The 16,335-nt window shown below is 40.0% G+C and carries 17 protein-coding genes; 7 read left to right on the forward strand and 10 right to left on the reverse strand.

Features of this window, described 5'->3' with window-relative positions; all coding sequences use genetic code 11:
* Positions 1-101: 101 nt before the first annotated feature.
* A complete protein-coding gene (locus ABMQ40_RS08850; protein ID WP_370898675.1) occupies positions 102-284 on the reverse strand; it encodes a bacteriocin-like protein in 183 nt (60 codons plus the stop codon).
* A 220-nt stretch (positions 285-504) separates the two neighbouring features.
* Here ABMQ40_RS08850 and ABMQ40_RS08855 point away from each other — a divergent pair, with 220 nt between their 5' ends.
* Both ABMQ40_RS08855 and ABMQ40_RS08860 read left to right on the forward strand, forming a co-directional pair.
* Complete coding sequence (locus ABMQ40_RS08855; protein WP_370898677.1) at positions 505-1,266, forward strand: type III pantothenate kinase; 762 nt, start codon at positions 505-507, stop codon at positions 1,264-1,266.
* Positions 1,263-1,796: a GNAT family N-acetyltransferase gene (locus ABMQ40_RS08860; RefSeq protein WP_370898679.1), complete on the forward strand. Its 534-nt coding sequence runs from the start codon at positions 1,263-1,265 to the stop codon at positions 1,794-1,796. Before ABMQ40_RS08855 ends, ABMQ40_RS08860 begins: the two co-directional genes overlap by 4 nt.
* Here ABMQ40_RS08860 and ABMQ40_RS08865 read toward each other — a convergent pair.
* The 6 genes from ABMQ40_RS08865 to ABMQ40_RS08890 form a co-directional block, all read right to left on the reverse strand.
* Entirely contained in the window at positions 1,793-2,224 is a 432-nt protein-coding gene (locus tag ABMQ40_RS08865; RefSeq protein ID WP_370898681.1) for a nucleoside deaminase, read from the reverse strand. The genes ABMQ40_RS08860 and ABMQ40_RS08865 overlap by 4 nt on opposite strands.
* Positions 2,225-2,851 (reverse strand): energy transducer TonB, encoded by a 627-nt coding sequence (locus tag ABMQ40_RS08870; RefSeq protein ID WP_370898683.1) that lies wholly within the window; start codon positions 2,849-2,851, stop codon positions 2,225-2,227. It abuts the gene before it with no gap.
* A 54-nt stretch (positions 2,852-2,905) separates the two neighbouring features.
* A complete protein-coding gene (locus ABMQ40_RS08875) occupies positions 2,906-3,826 on the reverse strand; it encodes a helix-turn-helix transcriptional regulator (RefSeq protein WP_370898685.1) in 921 nt (306 codons plus the stop codon).
* A 272-nt stretch (positions 3,827-4,098) separates the two neighbouring features.
* Positions 4,099-4,269 carry a hypothetical protein gene (locus ABMQ40_RS08880; protein ID WP_370898686.1) on the reverse strand — a complete coding sequence of 57 codons (171 nt, stop codon included), beginning with the start codon at positions 4,267-4,269 and terminating at the stop codon, positions 4,099-4,101.
* A gap of 226 nt (positions 4,270-4,495) precedes the next feature.
* Positions 4,496-5,533 carry a patatin-like phospholipase family protein gene (locus ABMQ40_RS08885; RefSeq protein WP_370898688.1) on the reverse strand — a complete coding sequence of 346 codons (1,038 nt, stop codon included), beginning with the start codon at positions 5,531-5,533 and terminating at the stop codon, positions 4,496-4,498.
* A 188-nt stretch (positions 5,534-5,721) separates the two neighbouring features.
* Positions 5,722-6,222 (reverse strand): M15 family metallopeptidase, encoded by a 501-nt coding sequence (locus ABMQ40_RS08890; protein WP_370898690.1) that lies wholly within the window; start codon positions 6,220-6,222, stop codon positions 5,722-5,724.
* Between the two features lie 179 nt (positions 6,223-6,401).
* Here ABMQ40_RS08890 and ABMQ40_RS08895 point away from each other — a divergent pair, with 179 nt between their 5' ends.
* From ABMQ40_RS08895 to ABMQ40_RS08910, 4 genes are all read left to right on the forward strand, one after another.
* Entirely contained in the window at positions 6,402-7,679 is a 1,278-nt protein-coding gene (locus ABMQ40_RS08895; protein ID WP_370898692.1) for a Y-family DNA polymerase, read from the forward strand.
* Positions 7,680-7,927: 248 nt separating this feature from the next.
* Positions 7,928-8,788: a hypothetical protein gene (locus ABMQ40_RS08900; RefSeq protein WP_370898694.1), complete on the forward strand. Its 861-nt coding sequence runs from the start codon at positions 7,928-7,930 to the stop codon at positions 8,786-8,788.
* 10 nt (positions 8,789-8,798) lie between these two features.
* Entirely contained in the window at positions 8,799-9,638 is an 840-nt protein-coding gene (locus ABMQ40_RS08905; protein ID WP_370898696.1) for a complement C1q domain-containing protein, read from the forward strand.
* 9 nt (positions 9,639-9,647) lie between these two features.
* Positions 9,648-10,553, forward strand: a complete 906-nt coding sequence (locus tag ABMQ40_RS08910) for a hypothetical protein (protein ID WP_370898698.1) — start codon at positions 9,648-9,650, stop codon at positions 10,551-10,553.
* A gap of 13 nt (positions 10,554-10,566) precedes the next feature.
* Here the strand turns inward: ABMQ40_RS08910 and ABMQ40_RS08915 are convergent, their stop codons facing one another.
* Both ABMQ40_RS08915 and ABMQ40_RS08920 read right to left on the reverse strand, forming a co-directional pair.
* Positions 10,567-12,120: a helix-turn-helix domain-containing protein gene (locus tag ABMQ40_RS08915; RefSeq protein WP_370898700.1), complete on the reverse strand. Its 1,554-nt coding sequence runs from the start codon at positions 12,118-12,120 to the stop codon at positions 10,567-10,569.
* 143 nt (positions 12,121-12,263) lie between these two features.
* Positions 12,264-13,394 (reverse strand): serine hydrolase domain-containing protein, encoded by a 1,131-nt coding sequence (locus tag ABMQ40_RS08920; RefSeq protein ID WP_370898702.1) that lies wholly within the window; start codon positions 13,392-13,394, stop codon positions 12,264-12,266.
* Between the two features lie 81 nt (positions 13,395-13,475).
* Between ABMQ40_RS08920 and ABMQ40_RS08925 the strand changes: the two genes are divergently transcribed.
* The gene (locus ABMQ40_RS08925) at positions 13,476-14,771 is read left to right on the forward strand and encodes a M48 family metalloprotease (protein ID WP_370898704.1); all 1,296 of its coding nucleotides are present in this window, start codon (positions 13,476-13,478) and stop codon (positions 14,769-14,771) included.
* A 24-nt stretch (positions 14,772-14,795) separates the two neighbouring features.
* Here ABMQ40_RS08925 and ABMQ40_RS08930 read toward each other — a convergent pair whose 3' ends face one another.
* Entirely contained in the window at positions 14,796-16,325 is a 1,530-nt protein-coding gene (locus ABMQ40_RS08930; protein WP_370898706.1) for a hypothetical protein, read from the reverse strand.
* Positions 16,326-16,335: the final 10 nt, after the last annotated feature.

The following is a 16,335-nucleotide window of genomic DNA, read 5'->3' on the forward strand; positions in this document are numbered from 1 at the left end:
TTTCCTTTTTTTGTAAAATATAAAAAAGGCTATCTTACTTTTGAGACAGCCTCTTTTTATTTCTCCGGTTTTTTGGAGATCCCTAAAGCTGGGCCCGCTTATTAAAAGGGTCCGTTTCCTGCACAGCTGGCAGGGATCAGGCAAGTTGTGCTGGTGCACGGATCAGGCGGGCAAACGGTTCCCGGACATATTGCCGGTACACTGCTGCCGGGTATGGGGCAGGTCACATTGCCTCCAATGATGGATTTTAATCCCCCTCTGGAAATTTTCTTTAAATTTTTCATACTACACTTTTTAATTGATTGTATACGAATTTACATTAAGCCTGTTCTCAGAAAAAAGAAAAATCAGCAAGTGTCTGACCTGATTTAATAAATGTTTCCGGATATCATTTAAATGTTAATGCATAAATTAAGCGTATTTAAAATCAATTTCTGTAGGTTTTTGGGGATAAAAACTTATTTTTACAGTTATTTTTGAAAACCTTTTTTAGTTTAGAATTTAATGAATTCCATCGTAATCAATATAGGGAACAGCAATATCAGATTTGGTTTTTTTAATGAAGACAATTGTGAGATCTCATGGGTGATCAATACCAAGCCGTACAGGACAACGGATGAATTGTATGCCCAGATGATGATGCTGTACCAGACCTATAAAATCGAACCGAAAAGTATCAATAAAGTAATCATTGGGTCCGTTGTGCCACAACTTACGAAAGTGATGGGGTCGGCAATAAAAAAGATCCATGATATACATCCGGTTATTGTTGACAGAAATACACCCTCAGGAGTTCAGGCTAAATCCAAGCAGATGGGGACTGATATTTATGCCAACCTGGTTGCTGCCCATAATATGTATCCCGACAGAAAAAAAATCGTCCTGGATTTCGGAACGGCACTTACAGCAAGCTGTGTGGGCGAAGATGGAGAAACCCTGGGGGTTATCATTGCTCCGGGAATCGTCACTTCCTTAAATTCCCTGATCAGCCAGACGGCACAACTTCCGGAGATAGAGCTGAAGAAACCGAAATCGGTTCTCGGGCTGGATACCGTCACCTGTATGCAAAGCGGAATGGTCTATGGCTTTTTAGGGATGGTAGAGGGATTCATAGACCGGATTAATGATGAGGTTGATGATGACTGTTTTGTAGTAGCCACAGGAGGCGTCTCCCACATCTATAAACCTCTTACCGACAAAATCCATGTCATGGACAGGCTCCATACCCTGAAAGGATTGTATTTCCTCGGAAAAGATCAGTCATGAAAGAATTTCCTATAATAAAGACAGAAAGGCTTATCCTCTCAGAACTGAAAAAAGAGGATATCCCCTATATTGTAGAATATCTGCAGGAAAAAGTCTTTTCTGAGCACACTTCCAATATCCCTTTCCCATATAGACATGAAGATGCTGAATTCTGGCTGAAGATCTCCCGGGAGGCCTTTGAAAGAAATGAAGGATATACCTTTGCCATCCGGGACGGAAATAATAAAATATTGGGGGCCGTGGGGATTCATCACAGGGGAAATAATGCAGCTGAGCTGGGATATTGGGTCGCCAAACCATTTTGGAATAAGGGATATGCTACAGAAGCTGCAAAAGCGGTTATAGATTTTGGCTTTAAAGGCTTAAAGTTTCATAAGATATATGCTACCCATTTCCTCTATAACCCTTCCTCAGGAAAAGTCATGCAAAAAGCGGGAATGGAACAGGAAGCTGTGTTAAAGCAGCATATCAGAAAAAACGAGGAATATTTTGATGTTGTTATGTATTCTGTTTTTAAAAAAAACGATTAGCGTTTCGATCTGAAGAATTCCTTAACAATAGCAGAACATTCGTTCTCCATAATACCAACGACGATTTCAGTTTTCGGATGAAGGGAAAGGTGCTTGCTGATAAAGCCTCTCTGTTCATCACGGGCTCCGATTACCACCTTAGAGATCTGTGCCCATGACAGTGCGCCGGAACACATTACACAAGGCTCCAGGGTAACATACATAGTGCAATTTTTCAGATATTTTCCACCGAGAAAGTTGGCCGCGGAAGTTATTGCCTGCATTTCTGCATGGGCGGTAACATCATTAAGGGTTTCCGTAAGGTTATGAGCCCGGGCGATAATACGGTTATTGGAAACGATAACGCATCCTATAGGAACCTCATCCTTTTCCAGGGCGATTTCTGCCTCCTGGAGAGCCATTTTCATATAATATTCGTCTGTAAACATTTAATCCTTAATATTCAGGGTTAAAGGAAGCTGATAGCGGAATCTTACCGGATCTCCATTGATTAGGGCCGGTGAAAATTTTTCTGATATGGAATACAAAGCGATTTCTGCCTGCCTGTTAAAGGTAAAATTATCACCTTGTGCCTGTACATTACTTACCGTTCCGTCTTTTTCTACGATAAAAGCTACATTGGTTTTTACGGTTTTGCTTTCCGCATAGACCCCTCCCGTATAAAAAATCCGGGCCACTTCCTTTCTTAATGCATTGATTCCACCGGGATAATCGGCGGCCTTATCTGTGGCGGAAGATACTTCAGAGACTTTTTCCGCAGCAGAACCACTGTTTCGTATTTTATTAATATCTTCAAGATTTTTAACCTTTAACAGGGCTCCGATCAGGGCTACATTTTCGATACTGTCCATTTTACTGATGAAGAGAAGAAAATCTTTTTCGATGGCGGCCTTACCGGCCATATTGGTTTCGGCATCAAATTTTTTCTTAAACTCCTTGTTGAGCAAGCTCCGGTGATGATTATAGAAATTTTTCACAAGCCTGAACTCCTCGACCTGCTGTGAAAAACAAAAAGAAGAGGCAAGACCAAATAAGCAAAGAAAAAAACATTTCACTGGAATATATTTATGTAAAAATAGTCAAAAAAAGCCAAATGGCTTAATATATTTTCAGCTTTCAAGATAGCTGTTCAGGGATTCCTGCAATTGCGTCCTGATTTCTTCAACTAAAGATTTCGGTTCTAAAACGGTTACCTCTTTTCCATAAGAAAGAATCTCCTGTAAAAAATCATAAGTAGGATGCAGGAAAAACTCAAAGAACATTTCTTCCGGGGTTTCCCTGATCTCCTTCTGAGACTGGTGGAGTGGAAAGCTTTTAATATACTCTCCCTGATGCCTGCTGCATTTTATGACGATCTTTTCAGGATTTTGCTCTGCCAGATTCATTACCCCGAAGGAATTCTTAAAATGTTCTCTTAAGTTGAAATTGTATTTTTCCCGGAATTTTGCCTTGTCCACATTGAGGTAATTGATCCTGTCCAGCCCGAATGATTTTAAAGCTTTATCCTTCGTATCGATTGCGATAAGGTACCATCTGTTTTTAGATTCTTTCAGGGCAAGCGGATGCACCTTTCTGGAAGTCATTACCTTGTTTTTATAATTGTAATGCTCAAAAGTGATTATCCTTTTATTGCGGATGGCAAAGAAAAGATCATAAAAATGCTCAATTCCCGTAGGCTTTCTGGTTTCGAAAAAAATGAAGCCTGAAAAATCGGGATGCAGATTCAGCGCGTTGCTTACCTGGAAAGATTCCAGTAATTTCTGGTTGTACTCATCTACTTCCATGATCGGGCGGCTTTCAATATAATACCGGTTGTCTCCTTTCTTTTTATTGTGAATGGAAAGATTAAAAAGATCGGAAATCTCCCGGATATCCCTCTGCAAGGTACGGATAGAGTAGCTTTTAATCCCCGCATCCTGAAATTCGAAGGAATTAAGAAGATAGTCTTCCAGTTGCGAATAGGTAGCCGGGGAACTTTCCAGCCTTTTGATGATTAAGGCATATCTTGTCAGGTAAAAATCTTTTTTCATTTCGGAATATTTATTAGCAGCAGTGCCAGGTTATACAGTTATATATTTAACAGCAAATATATAATTTAATACGACAAACTGTGGCGTGTATATTGAGGTAATTGTTTTTATTTCATTTGTAGTGTTTAAATGGCTGATCTTAACACAGTTCCGGCTGTCCAACATTTTGTGAATGGTGAATTCAAAGGTCTCAGCAAAATTAAATTGATTGTTGATGGTATCGGTGTCCGACTGATATCGGACAGCAACAGAACCGGTGTTAAAAAATCAGATTAATACATATCTTCTTCAAGAATATCATTTTCAAAATCCTCTCTGAAGAAATTTTCAATGTCATTGAGATAATTCTCATAGTCCATCTCTGCATTTTCGATGTCGCTCCATTCAATGGTATAGAGATCTTCATCAAAAATAATATCCGGATTGTGATTTGATGTTTCCATATTTAATGTTTTAAGGTTATTCTGAAATGTTAAACATATCTTTGGCTGTTCGGCATGTATTGATGCTGAACCCAATCAGGTTTCGAAACTCTTTAATGATTGTTTTGTGTCTTGATTTATACGTCAAAAGTAGTATGCATGGACGACAAAACTCGACGTTTTAAAAAAATTTTCAAACGAAATATAAGGTATTTAGCTTATATTTTGTATTTATAAGCAAATACGCTTATATTCGGTTTTTGATCAGTTTCTGGACAATCTGATTCAATGTTTCCCTGTTATCATCAATATAGCTCAGACCGGCCTGTATCAGGTTTTCAATATTGGATCGTCTCACATTGTCCATGGCCGGGGAAGCATTTTTCAATGATGGATTTAGGCGATAATAATTTTTCTGGTTCCGCTGGCCTAACGTGCGGAACATCTGGCAAAGCTGATAATCCACGGTTTCGGCATTGGCGGACATCAGTATATCAATGATGGGATTTACCCAGCCTATCTTTCCTGCTTTTTCCAGTTTTCTGAAAGAATAGGGTCTTGCTTCAACTCCTGTACCGATAGAAACGATGATCATATCATTTACAGAAGGGTGATTAGCTTTCTGATGATTTTTCAAAACTTCCGCAAAAGGGGTTTTCCTGGCTTCTGCATAAGCGCAAAGAGCAGGATTGTTGGCAAACATTCCACCGTCAATAAGACTGAAAATCTGTCCGTACATTGATTTGATCTGTACCGGGCTGAAATAAGTGGGGGCTGCGGAAGTTGCCCTGCAAATATCTTTTACATAAAAGTTATCGGTACTTAAGACCGCCTTGCAGGAATTAAAAAGTTTTGCTCTTCTGTTCTCTATATCATAACTTGTTATCAGACATGGTTTTATTAATTCTTTTAGTTCCAGATTCCCAAAAAAGTCATTCAGGTTTTTTTCAAGTGCTTCTTGGGAAATTTTTTCATTCAGCAATCCGAATGGGTTGACCAGTTTTTCCCAGAAAGATACCTGAAATATGTCACCACCTTTTTCAGCATATAATTCCAGGCCTTTTCGGATGGAATATTTCGCTTTACGGTGTTCATCAGGGCATAAAATGATTGATGCAATCAAAGCTCCCGTACTGCTTCCTGCAACCAGATCAAAATAATCTCCAAGCTTGGCGCCGGGCTTATCGAAAATCTGTAGCTGCTCCTCTATGTAGCGTAAAATAATACAGGTAATGATACCTCTTATCCCGCCACCGTCTAAAGAAAGAATGGCTATCTTTTTCATATGAATGTATAATGATTTAGAAAAAACCGAACTGATTCCAGATGAAAAAACCAATAGTTTTTTATGAAATAACCATTGGCTTTGGACATATAGATTTCGTGTTTTTCGCTGTTTCATTTGTAAAGCAAAGGTAGGCAGGGAAAGCGACAGAAGTTGTCGTATTATAATTGATTTCAAATAAAAGAGAATTAGAAGATGACGTAGTTTTCCTTATCTCTGGCCATTTTGGATAATGTTCTCCAGTTGGTTTTTACCACTCCTTTCCGAGTAAGTATGCTCTTCTTTTCGAAATGAGAAAGGTCTTTGAAGGTCTTCCAGTTTCCACCCCAGTCCCAGCCGTGTTTTGCAAAAATCTTTACACATTCATACCAGTCTGCCACCCTGTCATTATCCCAGTCTTTTGCGGTGTCCCAGCTTGCTGTTTTTCCGTCTATGATCAGGCAGATGTCAACGGCAAGCCCATAATTGTGAATGCTTCGGCCTGCTTTCGCATTGGTCACCTTTCTTCCTTTGGTGATCCTTCCGATTGCGTAAAGTTTCTCCTGTTCCTCAAAAGATCTCAGGCCCTGGGTGATCCTTACTCTGGCTCTTCCCGTAAGGGCCCGGTCACATTCATTAATAATTTGTTTTACCTCTTCCCTTACCAGCGGATGAAGCTTTTCTATTCTCTGTAAAGTCACTTTGTCCATAATTATATATTATATGCTGAACACAAAAGTAGACAGGGCCCGCGACAAAACCTGACGCATTTGAATATTTTAATATCCTTGTAATCAATTGTTTATATTTAATATAATTTTTTAATAAAATGGCAATTTTATCTTTAAATATTATAATTTTGTTCTGGTGAATATCTGTTATCTGAACCATGTATGCTTTAGTAGATTGCAATAATTTCTTCGTTTCCTGTGAGAGGACTTTGGATGCTTCGCTTAAGGACCAGCCTGTTGTTGTACTTTCCAACAATGACGGCTGCGTCATATCCAGAAGTATTGAAGCCCAGGCTCTCGGGATACCTATGGCTGCACCTGCGTTCAAATACAGGGAACTTTTCATAAGGCACAACGTTAAAAGCTTTTCCGCAAAGTTTGAATATTACAACTATAAAAGCCAGGAAGTGATTAATATTGCCAAATCTTACGTGGGAGAATCAGATTATGAAATCTACAGCATCGATGAGCTTTTCCTGGACTTAAGGACTTTTAAGTATGTAGACCTTTATAATTACTGCCTTGAAATACGGAATGCTATTCAAACCAGGGCGGATATCCCTGTAAGTATCGGGATTGCCCCAACAAAAACCTTATGTAAGGTGGCCAATAGGATCGTAAAAAAATTTCCGGATAGTTTCCAGGGCATATACATTCTGGATACTAAGGAAAAAATTGAAAAAGCATTAAGGTGGCTGGATATAGAGGATGTATGGGGAATAGGACGAAGACTGGCGGCAAAAATGCGCGATAATGGGGTTTACAAGGCATGGGATCTTCTTCAGAAACCGGAGATGTGGGTACGCAAGATCATGGGGATCCATGGGGTGAGAATGATCAATGAGCTAAAGGGCATCCGCCAGCTGGAGCTTTCCGCATATGCTCCCAAAAAGTCTATTGCCGTTACACGGAGCTTTATGGAAATGCTGACCAGTAAAGAAGAGGTAAGAGAACGTTTGGAAACTTTTGCCATGTATTGTTCTGAAAGGCTTAGAAAACAGCATACCTGCTGTAAAATGGTTACCGTTTTTGTCCAGACGAACCGTTTCCGGAAAGATCTTCCGGAATATAAACAGGCTGTGACTCAGGTTCTTTCTAATCCTACCAATTCTTCCATTTTAATAGGAAGGGTGGTCAATGAACTTTTTGAAACAATTTATAAAGATGGCTTTCATTACAAAAGGGCGGGGGTTATTGTAAATGATTTTGTTCCCGAAAGTGAAAGGTTGATCAGTTTGTTTGAAGAAGATATCCAGAACCGGCATCTGCCGGTTATGAAAGCAATGGATGCCATGAACAGGAAATATGGAAAAGATAAAGTGCGCTTGGGAAGCATGAGTGGAAAAAATACTTTCGGGCGCGCCAAATTATCTCCGGAATATGAAGCCTTCTTAAAAAATAATACACTTCCAGAAGCCAATTTCAGATTTCATTAATCGATCATTTAATAATAAAATATACTTTTATTTCATCTTTTGTCATTCGTTTTTTTGCGTTCAGGCTCCCTGAAAATATTAAAATTCGGAATTTTAATATCGTATCTGATCCTGTTTTTTGTAATGTAACTGTCAATATTTCAGACGTTTACCTTATTTTGTTATTTTACAGACCCTCAATCCATTGTGAGGCATCAGACTTTGAATATATCTTTGTGACAGAATTTAGATTCTAAAAACAAAATGTTATGAAAAATTTCGATGCTCTTTTTACTAAAAGCATATTAGCTACTTTATTGTCTGTTCCATTCTTTAATAATTTACATGCACAGGTAGGGATAAATAATAGTAATCCTTTGGCCAAACTTCATGTTGATGGCGGTAAAGACAACCCTGTTACTGGTATCCCGGACAGTGCTCAGAGATCCAACGACGTTGTGGTCACCAATGAAGGGTTTGTGGGGGTAGGAGTATTAAATCCGATTGTAAAACTTGATTTAAGGTCGGATGGACCACAAAATGCAATCGGTTTGGGAGCTACTACCATGAGTGCCGGGGCCGCCGGGGCAGGAGCCGTTCGGTATGAGCCAACCTTATCCAAGATCCAGGTTTCAGACGGGAGCGTATGGGAAGCAGCCATAGTTCTACCTGTAAAAGCCGTAGTAGTAGCAAGAATGACCACTCCGTTCTCAGTGGCCTACAATTCAGATGTTAATATTACCGGATGGGATGAGGTCAGGGACTTTTCAAACAGTTTCGATCCCGTTACGGGAATTTTTACGGCTCCCAGGAACGGGGTGTATACTTTTTTAATGACCTATAACTTTGTGTCAGGATCAGTAGCCAATTCTTCAGAGGTAACGAGCCAGTTTTACAGCCCCAGCGCGGGATCCATTTTAGCGCGTTCGTTCAAGACCTTTGCCCGTGCTAATGAAAATGCTCAGGTAGGAGGTTCGGCTACCATTACTTTGCGGCTGACGGCTAATCAGACCGTCCGTCCGCAGCTCCGCCAGAATATTACAGGTTCCGGGTCACGGGCATTAAGAATGAATTCTGACTGGACAAATCCTGATGCGGGCTTTAATAACCTCACTATTATCGAACATTAAAAACCGGATTATGAAAAAGAAATCTTTATATAAAGCACTATACTTTGTGCTGTTTTTCTCCTTTGGAGTAACTATAAATGGACAGATAGGCATATATACAAAAAATCCTTTACAGCCATTTCACATTGATAGTGGAAAAGACAACAGCGATACACCTACGGCGTCACAGATATTAAATGATGTGGTGGTTACCCCGGACGGAAAATTAGGTGTGGGGCTTTTAAATCCCAGGACAAAGGTAGATCTCCGGTCTGCTGATCAGAAAGGGATCATTGGTTTGGGAACCAGCAACCAGACACCTGCAGCAGCAGGCCCCGGAGCAATACGATACAGCACGGGCAATATTATCCAGTATTCTGACGGGGTGGGGTGGCATGATCTCCCAATGACCTTACCTCCAAAGGCATTGGTACTGGCCAATAAAAGCAGCAACCAGTCATTTGCCAATAATGCGACCACAACCGTAAGCGGATGGTCGGTGCTTACAGATTCCCAATCTGATTTTAACAGCACGACAGGGACTTTTACTGCACGCAGGGCAGGATTTTATATCGTTTCCTTCAATATTTCCCTGGCTGAGGCCAATATCGCCCAAAATTCAAGAATAGAAACAATCATTGAAAGTAATTCTTCAACAAACAATATACAGACCTACAGAAGCGTGAATTCATATCCGGCATGGGATGTCTCTACAGTGAGCAATATTGTGGGAGGCAACTGTACAGCTATTTTTAATTTATCTGCAGGAAATACAATTCAGTTCAAAGTATATCACAATTTAGGCGGCAGCAGAAATATAGATACGGCGAACAATGGGACGAACAACAGTATTAGTATTTATGAACTTTAAAACACAGAAATGAAATCACATTATAAAAGTATATTATTTTTAGCTTTGGGTATATCGGCTTTCCCTCTGAATAAAGTGCAGGCACAGATAAGCATAGGCGGTAATAACCCGAGTCCGTCCAATGTCCTGGAAGTGGAGGCGGCTGAGAAATTTATTATTGATAAAACAGGAAAGGTAGGCGTGGGGGTTGCCACTCCAAAGGTGGCTGTTGACCTGAGAAACGGGGCCAATGGTTCTATGGCGGTAGGTATGACCACCCAAACCGCCGCCGAGGCCGGAGCAGGAGCAGTGCGCTATAATCCTAACCCGGCAATAGGAGTACAGGGCTATATAGAATATTCCGACGGCTCTTCCTGGGTGCCCATCTTGCCATATGGGAAACCCAGAATTGTGGTCATGGCGGAAAAAACAAATAACAACTGTACCGTTTTTGAAACAGGACTTTGGCCTACAGGAAATTATACAGATGGAATCCCCGGCAGGTCCTCTTCATATCTGACCTCGTGGACTGAGAAATTAGATTCTGACTCCGGCCAGCCCAGGTCTAATTTCAACCCCGCTACGGGAGAATTTGTAGCCCCGAGAGCAGGAGTGTACTTTGCAACATTTACTTTTGCGCTCGCCCCAAGCCAGGTGAATACGAGTTACGGACAAAACCAGACTGAGGCCATCTGGGAGGTAAGAAATTCCTCCAATGTGGTTACGCAAAGGATTAAAACCAATAATGGTTATCCCCAGGATACAGGAAACCCACCGAATGCGGTGATCGTAGGCTCAGCTTGTACAGTGAGTGTGTACCTGAATGAAGGCGATAAATTGAGGCCTTTTGTATGGATAAATGTTGCATGGGATACGGATAAGCGGCCGCTTCTTAACACCGGAGGCTATAATGTTTTAACAATTGTTGAACAGTAACTTGCGATATCCGTCAGGCCTTTTCGAGAGCTTTGATAAAGGCTGAAGGATGCATTCCCACAATTTTTTTAAATTCCAGGGAAAAAGCGCTGTGTGAGGAGTATCCCGTAATCTCAGCAAGATGATTGATTTTATACTTCCTGTATTGTGGATCATTTTTAAGCTGGTCCACAATATAGCTGATCCGTAAATGGTTGATGTATTGATTAAAATTGAAATTTTTATGTTTTTTTATGACTGCTGAAAGGTATTTGGTATTGACGTTCAGTTCATTGGCCAGGTTGTATCGTGAAATATTCTTGTTGTTGAAGTGCAGGCCTTCCTCAAAACTTTTTAAGCCGGTCAGAATATTTTCCTCTGCTTCAGGGGAAATTTTTATATCGGAAGAAGCAGGGCCGGCCTTACCATCTTCCACAAATTCCTGCCTGTCTTCTTCATAGGAAACCGGAGTAATGCCTGACCGGTACACCCGGGCAATGATCTCCTTATGTTTTTTCCTGAGCCGGGTGGCTTTGAATATAACCACACCTAAAACAAGAATCAGAATGACACAAACGGTGATCAGGCCGCCGGTAAGGGCCTGGCTTTTATTAAGCTTTTCATCAAAATTCTTTTCCTTTACCGAAAGCGTCTTATTAACCGCCATTTTCTGGCTATAGGCTATACTGTCCTTTAATTCCAGATGCTCCAGCTTATATTTTCTGGCATTGGTCAGGTCATTGAGCTTCTTATAGGCTTTTTCCAAATTCTCCGTGATCTCGATTTTCTTTTCATTAAAGCCATAGGCTTTTGCGATACCCAGTGCTTTCTGATAATAATAAACAGCGCTGTCCTGTTTGTTTTGTTCAGAGAAAGAAAAACCGATGTCGTGCAGGATATTGCATCTCAAGTAATGATTATCTTTCCCTACCAGGGCAAGTGCTTTGTGAAAATAAGATTTGGATTCGCTGAATCTTTTCACTTCTGACAGATTATATCCCATATTGGTATAAGCTGAAACCAAAAGCTCATTCTTGCGGGGTATATTTTTTATTTTCTGAAATTCCCCGATGGCATTCCTGGAATAATAATCCTTTTTTTGATATTCATTTTGATTGAGAAGGATTAAAAATGAATTGTAGATCATCCCCTTCAGCTCATGTCCTTCATCCGTCTCATCATTCCGTACCTGGGAGAGAGCCTTATCCAGGCTTTCGTAAGCCTCTTCCAACAGTCCTAGTTTGGCATATTGCGTTCCCTGCATCCGGTAGGCCAAAGCTTTTCCTACAGGATAATTGTTTTGTTCTGAAACCTGTAAAGCTTTTTCTGCAAGATTGAGTGTGCTTTCGGCATCAGATTTTAAATAGCTGTTATACGATTTTAAATAATAGGCCTTCGCTATATAATTGGGCTGGTTTTTCTTCTGTGCGGCTTCAATGATCTGATTAAGCACAATTTCCGAGCTGTCCGGGTTTTTGCTGGATAGCATCCGAGCCTGCTTATACTGCTCCTCAAACCAGGATGGTGTCTGAGAGTACATATAAACGGAAAAAATAGCGAAGAAAAGCAGAGTGATCTTTTCCTTCATCCGAAAGTGTTTTTATTTTCAATATTTGTCTGTGACAAGATTACCAAAGATTGTTCCAATCTTGGTTTTTTTTTCTTGGATATTACGGATTATGTTCCGGAATGCCAGCTAAAAAGGGTTCAGAAAAGAATATTTTATTTTTATTAAAATAGTTTTACGCATTCGTTGACGAGATATCTTACCTGGTCCGGGCGTCCTCTGTCATTTTTGGGTAAATTGTTATAGCTGCCTGTTCTCACGATAACCATGTCATGTTCGGGCACCATAATGATGTATTGCCCCTGGAGGCCTAAAAAATAGTAGTGTTTTACGGGATTGTCATGATTGATCCAGAATCCCATCCCGTAGGTTTCCCCGGAAGCCCGGGTGGGTGTTCTCATCTGCCTGATGAAATCCGGATCCAGGATCTGTCTGCCATCTGCTTTCCCGTCATTTAGGAAAAGCTGACCAAGTTTGGCGAAATCCCTGGAATTGGAATGAATACAGCAGTATGTTTTTTCCATTCCGCTTTCATCCGTGCTCCATTCCGCATCCTGTTCCATCCCTATTGGAATCCAGAATTTTTCGGATAAATAGCTTGCTAAAGATTGGTTAACGGCTTTTCTTACAGCAAAACCCAATAACTGGGTAGCACCACTCTGATATTCAAATGTTGTTCCCGGCATGTCTTTAAACTTCCTTGAAAAAGTAGCTTTGATAAGGCTTTTTCCATAATATGCCCTGGCATTAGGAAGAAAAGGATTCTTATAATTTTCTTCCCAGTCGAGGCCAGCTTCCATCTGAGCGAGATTCTTTAATGTAAGATCTTTTCCCGGTCCTTTATCTTTAAATTCTTCAAAGAAACCGGAGAATGGGGCATCAATATGATCGATTTTTCCCTCCTCAAGAGCTTTCCCCAAAAGCATTACCGTAACAGCCTTGGCCATAGAAAAAGAATTGGTCTTTGAAAACTGGTTATAGCCGTTCCAATATTGTTCGTGAACGAGCTGTCCATGCTTTATCACCAGAAAAGAAGCCGTATTGGAGGCTCTTAGATTATCAGCCAGATGTTCCGGTAAAACGGTTTTGTTATACTCCGGGGCCATTTTCCAGGGCTTTGGTGATCCTGCTGCAATGATATTACCCGGGAAATAGCTTCTGTCATCTATATTGGCGCTTAGTTTCCCTTTTAGATAGGTCTTGGAGATACCGTTGAAAATATACCCATATCCGAGAAGATAAAATATCACCACTACAACGGCAATAAAAGCTGTAAAATATATAAGGATTATCATATAAATCGATCTGTAACAAATTTAAAATAAATTTGAAAATATGATTAGAAATCATTTATTTTTGTAGTTATTCACGAAAGCATGATGAAAAAACTGATATCCCTTTTATTCTTTTATGGCTTCATAATTTCTTTCGGACAGGCTTATAAGCCGATTGATACGGCAGATTATGCACAGAGAAGAGATTTTCTCAGAAACTTTTCCATCAATACTGAGAACCTTATTAAAAAAAGCAGGGAGGATTATCCCGGTAAAAGAGGAAATGAGCTGTCCAGAATCTATAAGGAATTTGAAAAAGATTTTGAAAAAAAGGTGAAGGAGAAAGGCTTTGTTTTCAATTCTGCCTTTGATAGCAAGGTAAAAAGCCTGATAGAGCGGTTGAGCAAAAATAATCCTCAGGTCCCTCAAAATCTGAAAATTCTTATAGCCAAAGATAATACGCCAAATGCATATTGTTTCGCCGACGGAACTTTTGTGATCAATATGGGACTCTTTAAATGGCTGAACAATGACGATCAGCTGGCAGCAGTGATTTCCCATGAATTGGGACACAAGATCTCAGAACATACCTTAAAAACCTTCCTGGGCATTATTGATCAGGATCAGATGGACAGAATAGTGGTGCAAAGCATTAAATCAACCAAGGAAAACCGTAATCAGAGAGCCTTTGATATCCTTAAAAACAGAATCTATAAAAAAGGAGCTGAAAACAGAAAACAGGAAATGCAGGCAGATTCTTTAGGGTATATAGTTTTCAGGAACAGTGACTTTAAAAAAAGCGAATTTATCCATACCTTAAAAAGACTTGAAAATTTTGATACGATTTCACCGAGAGAACTAAAGGTAGAAACTTATAAAAAGTATTTTAATCTTCCGGAGCAGGAGTTCAGGGATAGATGGCTTAAAAAAGAAGACTTTTCGCTTTATGATTACAGCCATTTTAAAGAGAAGCTAGATAAAGATTCGTTGAAATCGCATCCTGAAATCACCCTAAGGATCAATAACCTTAAAAAGTTATTTCCTGAACTGAACACTGAAGGCACAGAGGAAGAGCCTTCCGGATCTTATGCCACCCTAGAAAAAATAGCCAGGATGGAAACTTTGCCGAACCTCTATCATTCCGAGGATTATGGACTCGGGGTATATGCTTCGCTTCAGTTTTTGCAGGATAATGAAGAGGAAGAATATTATAAAAGATGGCTCGGAAAATGTTTCGCTAAAATTTATGAAGCCCGGAAGAATTATAATCTAAACCGGTATTTAGACCGCGTAGATCCGAAAAACCAAAGTGAGAGTTACCAGCAGTTCCTGAACTTTATGTGGAATCTGAGTCTGGACGAAATAAAAAATATTGCGGACTATTATCAAAAATCCTGACCGAAGGTCAGGATTTTTTCTCTATTAGTAATTTAATCTTTCCAAGCGGATTTTATTAAATTTCTCCTTCTCATTGTATTCCCGCAGTAAAATGTAACCTTTTTTCGCAACATAAGGCGTCACAATATAATTGTCCTTTTCAGAAATAGGAATAATCTCCTGTTTGAATTTTCCGTCGATAATGGTATTGATAAAAAGGTTCCATTTTTTTTCTTTTGTCACCTGGTCTTTCTGATAATCACGGTAAAAAAAGACAACATCCTTCCCGTCATTCAAGTATTGAGAAAAGAGATAATCGCTGTTTACCCATCTTGATTTTTCCTTTTCAAAAACCTGAACATCCTTTACTTTAAAATCCTTATCCGTATTGATATAAACTAAATCTGTAGTTTTGGGTACACTATATTGTCCGCCCGGCTTGAACTTCTCCGAAAGGATTCCCACACTCCCGTCGCTCATGAAATAAACATCCTTGGTCTGAAGATAATAGCCGTTTTCTACACCTCCGTCGGCACTTAATTTCGGAATGAACGCGGAAAGGTCCGGTTTATAGGCTATCGTTTTCAGATCCACATTGAAGTTCTTCTTATCGAGCATAAATCTGGCAAAGCCTCTGTCAGCCTTCGAAATATAATTTCTCCCCAGTAAAATGATTTTATCGTCAAAAGTTTTGTCATTATCAATCCTTCCGGTTCCGGAATTTAAAACATCAATATTATAGATCGTTTCCGGCGAAAGCCCTGTAACAGGCTTGTTGGAAAGCTCTTTCCCGGTCTTCATATCAATCACCAGAAGAGAAAAGGTTTTGTCATCATCATTTACTTTCCGTAAAATTCCGTACAGATTATTTTCATCTCTATCCAGGATCGTAAGATCTGAAAAAGCTTTTTTGTCCCCGTTTGTGTTATAGCGGTATCTCCAGACCTCTTTTCTGTTTTCGTCGAACTTTATCAGACTGTTATTGTTCACGTATCTTCCGTAATCATGGTATTCAACCGCGATATAGCCTCCTTCTTTAATCTCGGCAACGGCAGAGACATAGTTGTAGCCTTTTTCCTTTTTCTCGGCTCTGGTTTCTTTTCTTTCGTCCCGCCAGCTTTTTGGCTGGCTGATTTCCTTGAAGGTTCCGTCTTCCTGATAATCATAATAGACCTTAGGGGCGACAGTGTTGGTTTTGGGATCAATAACCATTGATACAGGTGTTGCAGCGTCTTTAGCAAAGGCCTGCATATAGTGAAAATCCGAAGGCCGCAGGATGATCTGCCCCCTGAAGTCTACATATCCGAAGTAATTGGCAACAAGAGGGCCGGCCTCAAATTCTTTATTAGCAACAGGGTTAAGGTTTTTATCTAAAATTACATATTCGAATTTCTGGGTTTTCTTGTCAGTTTTACCGTAAGAATATATGGAAACATAGCCATAGAGATTATCTTTAGTATCAAATAAGGCATTCATGCCAACATTTTTTCCCGAAGCTAAAGAAGCCAGATCCTGGGTCTGGGTATAAGCGAATGTCTGGATCAGCCCAAACATCAACAGTGTCATTTTTTTCATGGTTTAAGTT

It is taken from the genome of Chryseobacterium gossypii (assembly GCF_041361455.1).
GTDB lineage: Bacteria > Bacteroidota > Bacteroidia > Flavobacteriales > Weeksellaceae > Chryseobacterium > Chryseobacterium gossypii.

Coding starts and splice junctions, on each gene's coding strand:
- ABMQ40_RS08850 (WP_370898675.1), bottom strand. CDS start 284: ATGAAAAATTTAAAGAAAATTTCCAGAGGGGGATTAAAATCCATCATT.
- ABMQ40_RS08855 (WP_370898677.1), top strand. CDS start 505: ATGAATTCCATCGTAATCAATATAGGGAACAGCAATATCAGATTTGGT.
- ABMQ40_RS08860 (WP_370898679.1), top strand. CDS start 1,263: ATGAAAGAATTTCCTATAATAAAGACAGAAAGGCTTATCCTCTCAGAA.
- ABMQ40_RS08865 (WP_370898681.1), bottom strand. CDS start 2,224: ATGTTTACAGACGAATATTATATGAAAATGGCTCTCCAGGAGGCAGAA.
- ABMQ40_RS08875 (WP_370898685.1), bottom strand. CDS start 3,826: ATGAAAAAAGATTTTTACCTGACAAGATATGCCTTAATCATCAAAAGG.
- ABMQ40_RS08880 (WP_370898686.1), bottom strand. CDS start 4,269: ATGGAAACATCAAATCACAATCCGGATATTATTTTTGATGAAGATCTC.
- ABMQ40_RS08885 (WP_370898688.1), bottom strand. CDS start 5,533: ATGAAAAAGATAGCCATTCTTTCTTTAGACGGTGGCGGGATAAGAGGT.
- ABMQ40_RS08890 (WP_370898690.1), bottom strand. CDS start 6,222: ATGGACAAAGTGACTTTACAGAGAATAGAAAAGCTTCATCCGCTGGTA.
- ABMQ40_RS08895 (WP_370898692.1), top strand. CDS start 6,402: ATGTATGCTTTAGTAGATTGCAATAATTTCTTCGTTTCCTGTGAGAGG.
- ABMQ40_RS08900 (WP_370898694.1), top strand. CDS start 7,928: ATGAAAAATTTCGATGCTCTTTTTACTAAAAGCATATTAGCTACTTTA.
- ABMQ40_RS08905 (WP_370898696.1), top strand. CDS start 8,799: ATGAAAAAGAAATCTTTATATAAAGCACTATACTTTGTGCTGTTTTTC.
- ABMQ40_RS08910 (WP_370898698.1), top strand. CDS start 9,648: ATGAAATCACATTATAAAAGTATATTATTTTTAGCTTTGGGTATATCG.
- ABMQ40_RS08915 (WP_370898700.1), bottom strand. CDS start 12,120: ATGAAGGAAAAGATCACTCTGCTTTTCTTCGCTATTTTTTCCGTTTAT.
- ABMQ40_RS08920 (WP_370898702.1), bottom strand. CDS start 13,394: ATGATAATCCTTATATATTTTACAGCTTTTATTGCCGTTGTAGTGGTG.
- ABMQ40_RS08925 (WP_370898704.1), top strand. CDS start 13,476: ATGATGAAAAAACTGATATCCCTTTTATTCTTTTATGGCTTCATAATT.
- ABMQ40_RS08930 (WP_370898706.1), bottom strand. CDS start 16,325: ATGAAAAAAATGACACTGTTGATGTTTGGGCTGATCCAGACATTCGCT.